13 protein-coding genes are annotated in these 14,856 nt (G+C 64.5%); 3 read left to right on the top strand and 10 right to left on the bottom strand.

Features of this window, described 5'->3' with window-relative positions:
- Positions 1–184: 184 nt before the first annotated feature.
- Complete coding sequence (locus ACYG9R_RS00415) at positions 185–1,561, top strand: M16 family metallopeptidase (RefSeq protein ID WP_023821174.1); 1,377 nt, start codon at positions 185–187, stop codon at positions 1,559–1,561.
- Positions 1,558–2,418 carry a patatin-like phospholipase family protein gene (locus ACYG9R_RS00410; RefSeq protein ID WP_023712767.1) on the top strand — a complete coding sequence of 287 codons (861 nt, stop codon included), beginning with the start codon at positions 1,558–1,560 and terminating at the stop codon, positions 2,416–2,418. Before ACYG9R_RS00415 ends, ACYG9R_RS00410 begins: the two co-directional genes overlap by 4 nt.
- A gap of 168 nt (positions 2,419–2,586) precedes the next feature.
- On the opposite strand, the gene ACYG9R_RS00405 is transcribed toward ACYG9R_RS00410, so the two are convergent.
- The 10 genes from ACYG9R_RS00405 to ACYG9R_RS00360 form a co-directional block, all read right to left on the bottom strand.
- On the bottom strand, positions 2,587–3,123 hold the full coding sequence (locus tag ACYG9R_RS00405) for a dihydrofolate reductase family protein (RefSeq protein WP_023712768.1): 537 nt from the start codon (positions 3,121–3,123) through the stop codon (positions 2,587–2,589).
- A gap of 113 nt (positions 3,124–3,236) precedes the next feature.
- Positions 3,237–3,905, bottom strand: a complete 669-nt coding sequence (locus ACYG9R_RS00400) for a 4'-phosphopantetheinyl transferase family protein (RefSeq protein WP_023752074.1) — start codon at positions 3,903–3,905, stop codon at positions 3,237–3,239.
- A complete protein-coding gene (locus tag ACYG9R_RS00395) occupies positions 3,902–4,360 on the bottom strand; it encodes a GNAT family N-acetyltransferase (protein WP_031199606.1) in 459 nt (152 codons plus the stop codon). The genes ACYG9R_RS00400 and ACYG9R_RS00395 overlap by 4 nt, the downstream gene beginning before the upstream one ends.
- Positions 4,360–8,448, bottom strand: coding sequence for a Pls/PosA family non-ribosomal peptide synthetase (locus tag ACYG9R_RS00390; RefSeq protein ID WP_023824516.1), 4,089 nt, complete (start codon positions 8,446–8,448; stop codon positions 4,360–4,362). The genes ACYG9R_RS00395 and ACYG9R_RS00390 overlap by 1 nt, the downstream gene beginning before the upstream one ends.
- 305 nt (positions 8,449–8,753) lie before the next feature.
- Positions 8,754–9,935, bottom strand: a complete 1,182-nt coding sequence (locus ACYG9R_RS00385) for an arabinose transporter (protein WP_031199607.1) — start codon at positions 9,933–9,935, stop codon at positions 8,754–8,756.
- A 30-nt stretch (positions 9,936–9,965) separates the two neighbouring features.
- On the bottom strand, positions 9,966–10,400 hold the full coding sequence (locus ACYG9R_RS00380; RefSeq protein WP_023753752.1) for a lipocalin-like domain-containing protein: 435 nt from the start codon (positions 10,398–10,400) through the stop codon (positions 9,966–9,968).
- 54 nt (positions 10,401–10,454) lie between these two features.
- Positions 10,455–11,471, bottom strand: coding sequence for a zinc-dependent alcohol dehydrogenase family protein (locus ACYG9R_RS00375; protein ID WP_023824517.1), 1,017 nt, complete (start codon positions 11,469–11,471; stop codon positions 10,455–10,457).
- A gap of 24 nt (positions 11,472–11,495) precedes the next feature.
- Entirely contained in the window at positions 11,496–11,891 is a 396-nt protein-coding gene (locus ACYG9R_RS00370) for a (R)-mandelonitrile lyase (RefSeq protein WP_023824518.1), read from the bottom strand.
- 19 nt (positions 11,892–11,910) lie between these two features.
- A complete protein-coding gene (locus ACYG9R_RS00365; RefSeq protein WP_023824519.1) occupies positions 11,911–12,381 on the bottom strand; it encodes a cyclophilin-like fold protein in 471 nt (156 codons plus the stop codon).
- Positions 12,378–13,568: an MFS transporter gene (locus tag ACYG9R_RS00360; RefSeq protein WP_031199609.1), complete on the bottom strand. Its 1,191-nt coding sequence runs from the start codon at positions 13,566–13,568 to the stop codon at positions 12,378–12,380. The genes ACYG9R_RS00365 and ACYG9R_RS00360 overlap by 4 nt, the downstream gene beginning before the upstream one ends.
- A 163-nt stretch (positions 13,569–13,731) precedes the next feature.
- Here ACYG9R_RS00360 and ACYG9R_RS00355 point away from each other — a divergent pair, with 163 nt between their 5' ends.
- Entirely contained in the window at positions 13,732–14,610 is an 879-nt protein-coding gene (locus ACYG9R_RS00355) for a LysR family transcriptional regulator (protein WP_032886666.1), read from the top strand.
- Positions 14,611–14,856 lie beyond the last annotated feature (246 nt).

Below are 14,856 nucleotides of genomic sequence, written 5' to 3'. Positions count from 1 at the left end.
GACGAGATTGAGCGTTAGCGCTGCCCCTCACCTGCCTGCCGGCATCCTCTCCCCCTATAGTGACGGGGAGAGGGGCGCTGTCATCGTCGATTTCGCCAACCATCAGCGTCGTAAGAAGAGCGCCAGCGTCGCGGCGAGACCCCTTCTCCCCGTCACTATACGGGGAGAAGTGCCCGGCAGCGCGATGAGGGGCGGAGCTGACCTTGGCGATCAATGGCCTGATGGGATTACTCATAGGCGCATCGCGGTTCTCCACGTCTTCGCCACACTGTTCCTCGGCATCTTCTTCCTCATCCTGCCGGCGCTTGCCGCGCACGCGATGGACATTCAGCCGGTGACCTCATCGAAAGGCGTCAACGCCTGGCTGGTCGAGGACCACTCCATTCCGATCGTCGCCATCCGCTTCGTCTTCGATGGCGGCTCGACGCAGGATCCGGCGGGGCGGGAAGGGCTGGTCAATCTGATGACCGGCCTATTCGACGAGGGCGCCGGCGACCTCGACAGCGAGGCCTTCCAGATCAAGCTTGACGATGCCGGCGCCGAAATGGGCTTCGAAGCGGCGCGCGACGGCACCTATGGCGCGATGCGGATGCTGGCCGAGCAGAAGGATGCGGCCTTCGACCTGCTCAGGCTGGCGGTCACCAGCCCGCGCTTCGACCAGGCGCCGATCGACCGTATCCGCGCCCAGATCCTGTCCGGCATCATCGCCAATGAGCGTGACCCCAACACCGTCGCGCAAACCAAATGGCTGCGCGCCATCTATGGCGAACATCCGTATTCCAGGCCCGACCAGGGCACCAAGGACAGCATCGCCACCATCACGGCGGCGGATCTGGCTGCCTTCCACAAGGCCAATTTCGCCCGCAGCGGCCTGCATGTTGCGGTGGTCGGCGACATAGATGCCGCGACGCTGAAACGGAAGCTCGACGAGGTCTTCGGCGATCTGCCGGAAAAGCAGGTGCTGCAACCGGTTGCCGATACCGAGCTGAAGCTCGGCCAGCAGCTCGAGGTCGACTACGACCTGCCGCAGACCTCGCTGCAGTTTGCCTATCCCGGTGTGAAGCGCGATGCGCCGGATTTCTTCCCTGCGGTGCTGATGAACCAGATTCTCGGCGGCGGCACCTTCACCTCGCGCCTCTATGACGAGGTGCGGGAAAAGCGCGGCTTGGCCTACTCCGTCGATTCCAACCTGGTCGACCACCAGCATTCCAATGCGCTGATCATCACCACGGCGACGCGTTCCGACCGCGCCGCCGAGACGCTCGGCATCGTCAAGGAGGTGGTCAAGAAGATGGCGCAGGAGGGGCCGACCGAGGCCGAGCTGGACGCGACCAAGAAATACATGGTCGGCTCCTATGCTATCAGCAATCTGGATTCTTCCAGCGCCATTGCCGCGACCCTGGTGGAATTGCAGCTCGACAATCTCGGCATCGACTACGTGCAGCGCCGCGCGGCGCTCATCAACGGCGTGACGCTCGATCAGGTCAAGGCAGCGGCGAAGAAGCTGCTGACGCCGGCGCCCGCGATCATGAGCATCGGGCCGAAGCTGGAGGCCAAATGACAGGTCCGACTTTCGGTATCGCCTTTGGCGGCGGCGGCGCGCGCGGCCTCGCCCATATCCACATCGTCGAGGCGCTGGACGAGCTCGGCATCAAGCCCGTGGCCATCGCCGGCTCCTCGATCGGCGCCATCATGGGCGCCGGCATGGCCTCGGGCATGAGCGGCAAGGACATCGAGGACTACGCCCGCTCGATCCTCGGCCGCCGCGCCGAGGTGGCGGCGCGCATGTGGCGCTCGCGTCCCGGCACCATCGCCGAGGCGATGCAGGGCGGCATCCGAGTCAGCCAGTTCAACATAGAGCGCATCTTGAAGGCGTTCCTGCCGGAAGCCATCCCGGAAACCTTCGCCGAGCTGAAAATCCCGCTGAAGGTGACGGCGACGGACTATTTCGGTCACAAGCTGGCCGTCTTCGACGAGGGCGACCTGCATTCGGCGCTCGCCGCCTCGGCTGCCATTCCCGCCGTGTTCCGCCCGGTGACGCGCGACGACCGCGTGCTGATCGACGGCGGCATCTACAATCCGGTGCCGTTCGACCTCATCGAAAACGACGCCGACATCATCATCGCCATCGACGTCGTCGGCGCGCCGAGCGAGGCCGAGCGCAAGCACCCGACCACGGTCGACCTGATGTACGGCGCGACGCAATTGATGATGCAGTCGATCATCGCCCACAAGCTGAACCAGCGCCCACCAGACATATTGATCCGCCCGCCAGTGTCGAAATACCGCGTGCTCGATTTCATGAAGATCGACACGCTGATGGCCGAGACGCAGGAGGTCAAGGACGAACTGAAGCGCGAGGTGGAAAGAGTGGTCGAGGCGCGTGCCAAGGGCAAGCGGGGGAAGAAAGTAGGGTGAGCTGCCGATCTCCCCCCTCGAGGGGGAGATGGCCGGCAGGCCAGAGGGGGTCGTCTCGCGTGAAGCTAGACCTCCTACTGTCGATAGGAGGTTGCGTCAGGACGGACCGACCGCCTCTGTCGCCTTCGGCGACATCTCCCCTAAAGGGGAGATTACCCCACCAGCGTCTCACACCCTCCCAGCCGCATATTCCAGCGCCACCACGCCATTGCTGAACTGTACGGTCGAGATCGGCTCCAACGCCACCGGCATATCGGGCGGGAACAGCTTCTTGCCCTCCCCGACGGAGCCAGGGTAGCTCAGCAGCCTGACGCGATCGACCAGACCATGGCGCAGCAATTCCCGCGCGACGCTCAGGCTGCCATGCACATAGATGTTGCCGCCGCTGCCTTGCTTCAGCGCCCGAACCGCTTCCGGCAACACACCCTTCAGCAACTCGGCCGGTTTCCAGTCGAGTGCCTTCGGGCTTGTCGACGCGACATATTTCGGCAGCGCATTGAACCGGTCGGCGAAGTCTCCGGTTTCCTTGGGCCAAGAGCCGGCAAAAATCTCGTAGGTCGTGCGCCCCAGAAGCATGGCCCCGCTGTCGGCAAGCTCGTCCTCCTTGAACCTTTGCATCTCATCGTTCCAGGTCACGCTGGGCAGCTTCTCGACCTCGGCGATGCCATCGATGCTGATGAATTCGGTGACAATAAGGTTTCTCATGGCGCTCTCCTTCTTCTGTCAAAGGACGAACCGTGTGAGCCTTTTGCGACCGCTCTGCGAAAAAAAAGCGCTTTGTTGAGCAGGCGTTGCTGTCGGGCGCTGGCCCATCGCGCTTAAAGGGGGGCGCTTCGGACACCATCGACAAACGCCAGAACGACCACACACGGAGCAACGCAGTAAACCAGTCTCGCTCTGCGGCCCGTCTTCGTCACAGCGTCGCTTGCGTCGAGATCGACGGTGATGTCCTCATAGCCCAGCACTTCGCCATCAAGCGGGTAGGCGGCCTTGTAGACAGCTTCCTTGGCGGCAAAAAGGATGCGACCGGCAAGATACAAGTCGGTTGCGTCGATCCGGTCAGCGGGGGCTGCAACCAGCGCGAAGATGTCGTCGGGCAGGGGCAAAGCGGGCTCGATATCGATGCCGAGCGAGGCGACGTGGGAGAGCGGCGCGACGGCCGCCACGGCCATCTCGTCGTCGTGAGCCAGCGACCCCGTTACTCCATGAGGCCATACCGGTGCGCCGGAGGAGCCGCGGAGGATAGCGACGTCGTTCAAGCCCATATCCGCCAGCAACTCGTGCGCGATCCACCGCGCCGCGCCACTCGCCCGCCGCATCAGCGGCAGGCGTGACGGGATGGAGCGTGCTTCCTGCGGCAGCAAATGGTTCTCATCGCCTTCGCGGATCGTGCGGCATCCGATCCGAACGCCGGCGGGTGCCATGGCGGCCATCGCCGCCAGCAACTGCGCCGACAGGCTGGCGCCGGCATCGAGCGGGCGCGTCATGGCTGTTCGCCCCGCAGAGCGAGGTCGGCGATCATTTCCCCGTCCTCGTCGGGCCCTTCTTCGACGAAACCGGCAGCGCGATAGAGGCGGCGTGCCGCTTCATTCCCAGGTTCGTAGCAGATCGAAACGTGGCTGATGTGGCCGAGCCGCATGATTTCATCCAGCACTTCGCGCAAAGCGGCCTTGCCGTAGCCTTGGCCCTGATGGACGCGATCGATCATGAAGCGGTAGATCCGCGCCTCGTCGTCGTCCTCTGGCGCCTCATACATCAGGAAACCGACGACGCGATCCCCTGCCATGACGACGCGCGGCCGTGCGTCCCCGTCGGTTTCGGCTTCGTCCAGCGACTCCGCATTGCTGGCGACAAAATCGATCTGATCCGCGGCCAGTTCCAGAGCCGCGACCAGGGCCCGGTTGGCCGCAGTCACCGAAACGAGACGGACGTCTGCGCCCATCAAGCCGTTGCCTTGACGCTATCCTCCGGCAGCGGCTCGACGAAGCGATGCAGCTTGGCCGGGTTGCCCCGCCAGATCGAGTTGGGCTCCAGCTCTTCGCCCTTCATCACGAAGGAGTCCGCGTCGACCATCGAGCCTTTGCCCATCACCACGCCGTAGTGGACAAAGGCGGAAGGCCCGAGCGTGCAGCCATCGCAGATGCGGATGAAATCGGACTTGAACGCGCCTTCTTCCAGCGAATGGGCCTGGATCACGCAGCCCTCGTTGAGCGTGACGTCGTCGCCGATCTCGACCAGCGAACGCTCGGTCAAATTGCTGCCGCCGTCATAGACCCGGCTGCCGACCTTGACGCCGAGCAGGCGCAGGATCATCGGCCGGAACGGCGTGCCGGCGAACAGGCGCACGATGGGCGAATCCGCCAGCTTCCAGTGGCGCTCGTGGCGCCAGAAGGCGACGTCGTAGATGGTCGTCATCTGCGGCTTCAAGCCGCGGAAACCAAGACTTGCCCGCTCGACCAGAATGTAGAACGGAATGGTGATCGCCGAGGTCAAGATGACGGCGGCGAACAGCGCCACCTCCGCCCATTCCGTATAGTAGTTCAGCGCCCGGTCCCAGATCGCCAGCGTGACGAACAGCATGACCCATTGCGTTGCCAGGAACAGAAGAATGGTCACCAGGTTGTGGCGGTTCTTGAACGGGATGCGCCGGCGCCGGTCTGCCTCGTCGACGCCCGCGATAAGCTCCTTGTCGCGGTTCACCATGCGCGGGATTTCAAAGGCGGGCGAACCGAGAAGGCCGACATTCTCGCGCAACGGCCCGTCGATGGGGATCATCACCTTGGTGCCGAGCAGGACGTTGTCGCCCGTGCGCCCGTCCGGCGGATAATAGATGTTGTTGCCGAGATAGTTGCGCTCGCCGATGCGCGTCGGCTCGAGCCTGAAGGCCGAGGCGGACTTGTGCATGTTGATCATGAACAGCCCGTCCGACACCATGGTCTCGGTGCCGATCTCGCACAGAAGCGGGTTTTCGTGCTGCTGGTTGGAGCCGAAATTGGAACCGGTCTGCACCACTCTGTTGAGGTTCCAGCCGATGGCGCGCATGTAGTGCACGATCGCCGAGCTGTCGCCGGCCAGGAGCCCGAGCACGCGGGAATTGCTGGCGAATTCGGCGACGGTCTGCAGCCAGTAGCGGAAACCGTAAAGCGTGTAGGTGCGGCCCGGCTTCAAGATCAGGCTCGTCAGGCGCGGCACCAGCGTCGCTGCCAGGAAAGCCGCCGCGATATAGCCGAAAAGCGTGACCGTGGTGCCGATTGCGACAAGGCCGATCGTCTCCTGATAGTCGTCGCCGACATATTCCCAGTAGCTGTGGAACAGGAGCGGCAGCGGGGTGACGAGGCCAAACAGGCCGACCAGCTGCAGCGCTTCATAGAGGAAGCGCCGGACCTGGTAAGGATTGACATTGCGCACCTTGCAATAGTCCGCCGTGGTCGGCACCGCCGGCGATCCATGCCAGTGCTCGCCGTCGGGAATGCTTTGCCCGCGATGCAGCGAGGACGAATGGCCGAGCTGGGCGCCGTTGCCGATCCTGGTGTCGATGTCGAGCGTGGAGCCGACGCCGACGAAGGCATCGCGGCCGATGGTCAGCGGCCCGGTGTGGATATAACCGGACTGGGCCCTGAAGCCGAGGATCATCGATTCCTTGCGCAGGATGGTGTTGGCGCCGATGGAAATAAGATCCGTGCAGACGGGCACGGACTTCGATTCGATGACGGCGTTTTTCCCGAGTTTGGTGCCGAGCAGCTGCAGATAGAGGCTGTAGAGCGGGCTGCCGCGGAACAGCACGACGGGTGCGGTGCGGATCAACGTCTTGACCACCCAGAAGCGGAAGTAGCGCACGCCCCAGATCGGAAACGCCTCGGCCTTCCAGCGGCCGATGAGCACCCATTTCGCCAGGACTGCAAAGCCCGACATGCCGAAGAACACGGCGGCCGAGAGCGCCACGCACCGGATATAGAGCTGCAGCGGATCGTCGAGCGCGTCATACATCCAGTTGAGGCCGTCATTGATCGCCCAGAGCGCCACGTAGCTGTAGAGGCCGTAGAACGAAAGCTGCGCCGCGCCGCAGGTCCAGTAGGCGAAATTCGAGGCCCGGCGGGTGAGGACCGGCTCGTTGGTTGCCGTCGTCATCTCCTCCGCTACCCCCAGATGCAGCGCCAGGCGCGCCACTGTGGGATAGAGATAGATGTCGCGCATCGACGTCGTCGCCCATTCCTTCCTGGTGCGCACGCGCGCGCAGAAATGCGCCATCAGCAAGGAGTTGGCGCCGAGATCGTCGAAGAAGTGATCCTCGACCGACACCGCGTCGAATTTCAGCACCGTGGCCAGCGCTTCCGCCAGGAATCGCTCGTCCTCATTGCCGGGCGGCACCATCGTGCGATCGGCCGAAAGCCGGACGCTCGTCGGCTTCGGCAGTTGGCGCAGGTCTACCTTGTTGGAGACGGTCATCGGGATGGCAGGCAGTTCCTCCAGATAGCCGGGCACCATGTAGTCGGGCAGCCGCCGCTTCATCGTCTGGGCGAGATCCCCTCGGGAAATCGCCGCTACGCCGGTTTTAAGCGCGTAATAGGCAACCAGTTCGACGCGACCGGGTTCGATCTCCCAGGTGGTGACGGCGGCCTGGGCGATCTCGGGCTGGTCGAGCAGCACCGCCTCGATCTCGCCGAGCTCGATGCGATAGCCGCGAATCTTCACCTGCGTGTCGATGCGCCCGGCATACTCGATCTCGCCGCTATCGTTGATCCGGCCAAGATCGCCGGTGCGGTAGATGCGCTGCGACGGGTTGTTCGGCAGGCCGACGAAATCGGCGATGAATTTCTGGTCGGTCAGGTCCGGCCGGTTCAGATAACCGACGGCGAGCCCGATGCCGGCAATGCCGATCTCGCCCAGTTCACCGGGCTCGGCAAGTTGCGGCAGCGAAGCGTCGAGAATGACGATCGAGTAAGTCGGCAACGGCGCGCCGATCGTGACGGGACGGTCCGGCGTCAGCGCCCCCATCGTTGCGGTGACGGTCGCCTCGGTCGGCCCGTAGGTGTTGAGGATCTGCCGGCCCGGCTTCGACCAGCGCACCACCAGATTGTGCGGGCAGGCCTCGCCGCCCACCAGAAGCGTGCGCAGGCTGGGAACGTCCGATGTCATCGACGACAGCAAGGTCGGGCTGCAGGCCATGCAGGTGATGTCATGGAGGCGCAGGAAATCCGCCAGTTCCTCGCCCACCAGCGGCATCTGGCCAGGAGCCGGCACCACCGTCGCGCCGGCGACGAACGGCACCCAGATCTCTTCGGAGGAAAAGTCGAAGGCAATGGTCATGCCCTGATACACCCGGTCGCCCGGCCGGTAGCCGTAGGAGGCGGCCGCGACGTGTATGAAATTGACGAAGCTCTGGTGCGTGATGACCACGCCCTTGGGCTTGCCAGTGGTGCCCGAGGTATAGAGGATGTAGCAAATGTCGTCGGCCGCCTGCGGCTTCAGCGGCGCGGGCGACTGCGCGGAAATCTCGGCGGCGGCGCTGTCGATCAGCACATGGGGAACGGGCAGTTGACCGGCGCGCGACGCATAGGCGGCGATGGTGACGATCATGCTGACGGCGGCGTCTTCGATGATCAGCGCCATCCGCTCCTGCGGAAACGCGGTGGCCAGCGGCACGAAGGCAGCCCCCGCCTTCATCGCCGCCAGCAACGCGACATAGGTCTCCGCCGACCGATCGAGAATGAGCCCGACCCGGTGGCCCGGCCGCACGCCGTGCTTGATCAGCATGCGGGCGAACTGGTTGGCACGGCTGTTCAGCTCCTGATAGGTCCACACGCGCTCTTCGGAGATCACCGCCGGCAGTGCGGCAAACGTTACGGCGAGCTGCTCGAAGACCGTATCGAGCCGCTCACCCGGCTGCAGGGCAAAGTCGGCGCCCGTCAGGACCTGGCCGTCCCTTGCCGGGCCGCGAGCGATCCTTGCCAGCGCATCGATGCTTGCCAGGCTGCCGATCGCCGTTGCCGCGTCGCTGTCCAGTTCGGCGATATCGTAGTCCATGTCCATACTTTCTCGTCCTCGCCGGGCATTGCCCGGCTGTTCATGCCGCCGCTGGAGGAGGCACTGCGCCGCCGCTGCGATTTTGTTGGTGGAGGGCTTCCAAAAAGGAAGAGCCCGGAATCTCGACCGGGGAGCTTATGCCACCCGATCTTTTCGCCGGTTTTTCCGAACTGTTGAATTTTGTTTCTGGAGTGTGTCTGGGCGGGAATTTGCCGGGCCTCGTCGACCCTTGCGGGGCAGGGGTTCAGCCTCAGTGGCGACCCGGAAAGAGACTATGAGCGAACCTCATGCGGACGGCGCCGGCGAGCTGTCTATAATGGAGCGCTACGGCGACCCAGCAGCAGAGCTATGCCCAACGCCGGAAGCGTCGCCGCCGCGACGGCGAAGAAGACGAATTGCAGCCCGGTCGACGCAGCGACCAGGCCGAGCGCCGGACTGCCGAAGCCGAGCGCCACGTCGAGGAAGACGGTGTAGAGTCCCATGGCCAGGCCGCGGCTGCGCGACGGAAGACGGCCTACGGCCTCGGCGCCGAGGCCGGGATAGACCAGCGAGTAGCCGAGGCCAGTCAGACCCGCTCCGATTGCGGCGACAACAGGCCCGGTCGCAAGCCAGATCAGCATCAGCCCTGCCGCCTCGACCACAACGAAGATCACGGCGACGCGTGCGCCTCCAAGCCTGTCGGGCAGGTGGCCGAAGCACAGCCTTGCCACAATCAGAGACGCAGCATAGGCCGTGAAAGGAAGCCATACCGGCTGCCAGCCCCGCTCGGCGAAGAGCAGGGCGCCGAAGCCCAGAATAGCACCATAGCCGAGGCTGCTGAAAGCAGCTCCGACGCCAGGAAGCCAGACCGCTTTCGCCACGCTCCTCCATGACTGCGGCACGCTGCCCGAGGCGGCGCTGGTGCCGCGCATCGGCAGGATGGCAAGCAGCGTCGCCAGCGGCAGGATGATCGTCGCGAGCGCGATCGCGGTGAAACCGCTCGCCGCATAAAGCGCAGATCCGACCGGCGCCCCCAGCGCGAGCGCCGCAAACATCGCCGTGCCCACCCAGGCTATGACTTTTCCGGAGTTCTGTCCGCCCGCAACGGAGAGGCCCCAGGCGACGCCGCCGGTGATGATGAAGCTCTCGGACGCGCCCAGCACCGCCCGTCCGGCGAACAGCGCCGATGCGGACGCTACCGGCCGGTCGAGCAATGCCAGCGAGCCGAGGTAAAATAGCCCGGCAAGGGTAGCGGCAATGAGGCCGACGACGACGGCGCGCTTGCCGCCGCGCCCATCGGCATAGTTGCCAGCCCCGATGCGCGACAGCATCGAGGCGACGAACTGGCTGCCCGTCACCAGTCCCACTGCGAAGGGGCCGAAGCCAAGCTGCTGGTGAAGATGCAGCGGCAGGACGGGTAGCGCCAGGCCGATCAGCAGGAAGCCGGCGAAGACAGCCGCCATGATCGGCGTCAGTTCCGCCATGACGCCATTTCGGTCTGATATCCGCGCCATTTTGGTCAATCGGTAATCCAACTGTTCGGATCAGTAGCGTTCGTAGGTCACGCGCCAGCCTTCGGCCGGGTTGTCAGGCGTGAGGACCAGTTTGTTGTCCGAGACCTCGAATTTGCGTTTCATGCTCTTGCCGACAAGGTTGCGGACCAGGGAGGACTCGATCGTGATGACGAAGGTCTTGTCCTTGTCGTTGATGGCGACCGGCCCGTAATAGGCTTCGTAGCCATTCGCCGTGTAAGGCGTGTCCGGCGCCTTGGGGTCGGGGTTCTGCGCCTGCACCGAGAGGGTGCCGGCCTCGGTGAAGATGACCTGGCCGGAATATGGCACGGGCTTGAGGTTTCCCTCGGCGCCGGCCTCGAGCGAAATCATGCGCCATGCGCCGATGATCGCGGACTCTTGCGAGAAAGCCGGCGTGGCGACCGAAAGCGCAAGCGCAAGGGCGGCAATCTTCAATCTCATCGTCATATGTTGTTCCTTTTCTGAGTTTTGGTGCGCACAGGCCGTCCGCCCGATTGCTGCTCACACCGAAAGCATGACCTTGATGGCGCGACGCTCGTCCATGGCGCGGTAGCCTTCAGCGACCTCGGCCAGCGGCAGCTTGAGGTCGAAGACCTTGCCGGGCTTGATCCGACCTTGCAGCACACGGTCCATCAGGTCGGGCAGGAAGCGGCGCACCGGCGCCGGGCCGCCCAGCATGCGTTTCTGGCCGAAGAATAGTTTTTGGCCGTCGAAGTTCACGCCATGCGGCACGCCGACATAGCCGATGGTGCCGCCGGGGCGGGAGCAGGCCAGCGCTTGGTCGAAGGATTCTCCCGTGCCGACGCATTCCAGCACGGAGTCCGCGCCGACGCCCTTGGTGAGTTCCTTGATGCGGGCCACGCCTTCCTCGCCGCGCTCAGCGACGATTTCGGTGGCGCCGAACTCACGGGCGAGCTTTTGGCGGCTGGCGTGCCGGCTCATGGCGATGATGCGCTCGGCGCCCATCTCCTTGGCCGCAAGCACGCCCATCAGGCCGACCGCACCGTCGCCGACCACCACCACCGTCGATCCTTCGCGGACCTCGGCTGCGTCGGCCGCATACCAGCCGGTGCCGAGCACATCGGACACCGCCAGCAGGTCAGGGATGAGTTCGGCCGGCGGCACCTCGGCGGTGGCGACCAGTGTGCCATCGGCCAAGGGTACGCGAGCGTAAGGCGCCTGCGCGCCCGACATGAACTCGCGCTGCACGCAAGACGACTGGAAGCCGAAGCGGCAATGCGGGCAGGTATTGTCCGAGAGGCAGAATGACCCGACGACGAACTGGCCGGGGCGGACCGTGCGCACCTCTGCGCCGACCTCGACGACGATGCCGCAATATTCGTGGCCCATATGCATCCGCCCGGCGACCGGCTGCAGCCCGCGATAGGGCCACAGGTCCGAGCCGCAGATGCAGCTTGCCGACAGCTTGATGATGGCGTCCGTCGGCCGCATGATTTTCGGATCGGCGATTTCCTCGCAGCGGATGTCGCCCGGTTTGTGAAGAACGGTTGCAAGCATGTTGGTTCCTTTCGAGGGGAGAGATCAGCCGCCGTAGTCGGCGTCGCTGACATGTTCCAGCCAGTCCACGACCTTGCCATCCTTGACCTCCTGGAGGGCGATGTGGGTCATGGCGGTCTGAGGCGACGCGCCGTGCCAGTGCTTTTCGCCGGGCGCGAACCAGACGACGTCGCCTGGACGGATTTCCTCGACCGGACCACCCTGGCGCTGCACGCGGCCGAGGCCGGAGACGACGATCAGCGTCTGGCCGAGCGGATGCGTGTGCCAGGCGGTGCGGGCGCCGGGCTCGAAGGTCACCTGTGCGCCTTGAACCCGCTCGGCGTCGAAGGGATTGAAGAGCGGATCGATCCGCACCGTTCCGGTGAACCAGTCAGGTGGTCCCTTGCCGGAAGGCCTGGTGCCGGCGCGAAGAATGTCCATGGTGATCTCCTTTGCGTCCTCAAATGCGTTCGATGCGAAGCGGGAATTTGCCGCGAATGTGCAGGGCCTGCTCGCCCTCGTCGAAGCGGCCAAGCCTGATCAGCCCGGGATGGCGGTAGTCGGCGTAGAACATGGCCAGGTTGCCCCAGGGCATGAAATAGCACAGGTCGTAGGGCTGCTCGTCGGCGAACGGACCGCTTCCCTCCTCGGTCAGCTTGCGTGGCAGATAGGCGATCTTCTCGTTATGGGCGTAGTCCTCGATCTCGAGGTCGAGCGGCAGCATGGAGAAGAAGTCGCGCGCCGAGGGATTGTCGTAGAGCGTGGCGGTCATGGTGCGGCCGTTGAAAACCATCCTGATCTTCATGTCGGTGGGCTCCTGGCTGACGGGAGATTGGCCTTCCTGGCTGGCGGCTGTGCGAGGCAGGGCCGCCACCGCGAGCGCGGCGCCGAGCAATGTCCGGCGGCTGAGCGGCGCACGTTCGATCGTCATGGCAAAGACCTCCGGGCCATATACGCTGCGGCAAGGGCGGCGAGCGCCGATCCGCAGAGCAGCACCGCGCCCAGAGTGAACGGTCCCCACCAGCCCACCGTATCGAACAGCGTGCCGCCGATCGCGGCGCCGCCGGTGATGGCGAGCTGGATGACGGCTACCTGCAACCCGCCGCCGGCCTCCGCGTCGTTCGGCAACGTTCGGCTGAGCCACGTGCCCCAACCAACCGGCGCGGCCATGCCGAAGAAGCCCCAGGCAACGAGCAGCAGCGCTGTGGGACCCGGGAGTGCACCGAAGGCGATGAGCGCGGCGGCCAACGCAGCCATGACCAGCGGGATGACGGTGAGGATGCTGAACAGACGCGTGCGCAAAAGCCGGCCGACGCACCATGTGCCGAGCACCCCGGCCAGCCCCATCGCCAGCAGGACCGCCGAGAGGGCGGCGATGTCGAGCCGGGTGACGTTCTCGAGGAAGGGCCGCAGATAGGTGAAGAGCGCGAACTGGCCCATGAACAGCATCATGATCGACGCCATGCCGGTGGCGACGGGAAGACGGCCGAGCAGCGCCAGCGGATTGCCGGCACGCTTCCTGCGGCGCGGCGGCAGCGGCGGCAGGCTTGTCCACTGCCAGGCCAGCGCCAGGAGACCAAACGGCACGACGAGGAAGAAAGCGCCGCGCCAGCCGACATAGGCGCCAAGAAAACTGCCCAGCGGCGCGGCGATGGTGGCCGCAATGGCATTGCCGGCGTTCAGCATGGCGAGACCCTTCGGAACCATGTCTTGCGGCACGAGGCGCATGACGATCGCGGTCGACATCGACCAGAACCCGCCGATCGCGATACCGAGCAGCGCCCGGCCGACCATGAGCAACGCGTAGTTCGGCGCGAAGGTGACAGCCAGACCGGACACGATGAGGAGGAGGGTAAAGCCGGTCACGACCAGTCGGCGGTCGATGTGGCGCGTGAGGCCGGCGACCAGCAGGCTGGTCACGACGGCGAAAGCGCCCGAAATCGAGATCGCCTGTCCCGCCCGGCCCTCGGTGATGCCGAGATCGGCCGCTAGCGGCGACAGCAGGCTGACCGGCATGAATTCCGACGCGATGAGCACGAAAACACACAGCGCCATCGACAACACCGCGCCCCATGCGGCGCGGTTTTCAACAAGCCTTGTGTCGTACGTGGTTTCCATGATTGGCATCCTGGCAAAGCGACCGGACGGATCAGCCGCCAATCCCCATCGCTGCTGGAAGATATTGCAGGGGAACCCATTTAAGTAGACTAAGCAATCCGCATGGACTTATCTGCTCATGATATGAATGTCCGATGGGAGGTGCCCTGTGCAACGCGATGGCATGAAGGACCTGCTCTGGTTCGTGGCGGTCGCCCGGGAGCGCAGCTTCACCAGGGCGGCGGCCAAGCTCGGAACCTCGCAGTCGACCCTGAGTTCGACAATCAAGGAGCTTGAAGCTCGTCTTGGCGTCCGCCTGCTGACGCGTACGACACGGAGCGTCTCTCCGACCGACGCCGGCGAGCGACTTTTCCAATCGCTCGTTCCGCGCTTCGAGGAAATCGAATCCGACCTCGCAAGCCTGGTGGCGTTTCGCGACAAGCCCTCCGGAACGGTCCGTATCACCCTGTCCGACCATGCGCTCCAGACGACCGTCTGGCCGAAGCTGCAGCCCTTGCTCAGCGACAATCCCGACGTGCGCGTCGAGCTCTACAGCGACAACGGCATGAAGAACATTGTGGAGGAGCGCTTCGACGCAGGCGTGCGGCTTGGTGAGAGCATCGACAGGGATATGATCGCAGTGCGCATCGGACCCGATTGGAGGCTCGTGGCCGTGGCTTCGCCGGACTACTTTTCCCGCCATCCGGTTCCGACCGCGCCCCAGGACCTGGTCGACCATGACTGCATCAATATGCGGCAGGCGACGTTCGGCGGATTATATGCCTGGGAATTCGCCAGGGATGGCCGCGACCTTCGTGTGCGGGTGGAAGGCCAACTCACCTTCAATTCGTCCATTCCCATGATCGAGGCTGCGACAAGCGGTTTCGGGATCGCCTATGTCCCGGAAAACCTCGTCAGCCACCACATCGCCGAGGGACGCCTCAGGCTCGTGCTTGACGACTGGAGCCCGCCATTTGCCGGCTATCACCTCTACTATCCGAGCAGGCGACAGCTCTCCCCTGCGATGGCGGTGATCATCGACGCGCTCCGCCATCGCATCTGACAACTGTTTGGATCATGAAGCTGAGCTTAAATGGCAGGTTCTACCGCCAGGCTCTTTGATTTCTACGCTACGGAAGCTGCTTTGCGCCTGGTTCCTGTCATCCAGGTGGCCTTTGGCATGCTCCTGAAACTGCCGGTCTGTTTAGGTCGCAGCAATGTCCATGACGGGTGGATTCGAACAGGCCCGCCGCGCCCATCAGCCCATCGCCCATCGCGGGAGGCTGCGGGTGAACTCGACTTTGGGTCG

This window comes from Mesorhizobium sp. RSR565B (assembly GCF_054719465.1).
This window is presented reverse-complemented; position numbering and strand designations above follow the sequence as displayed.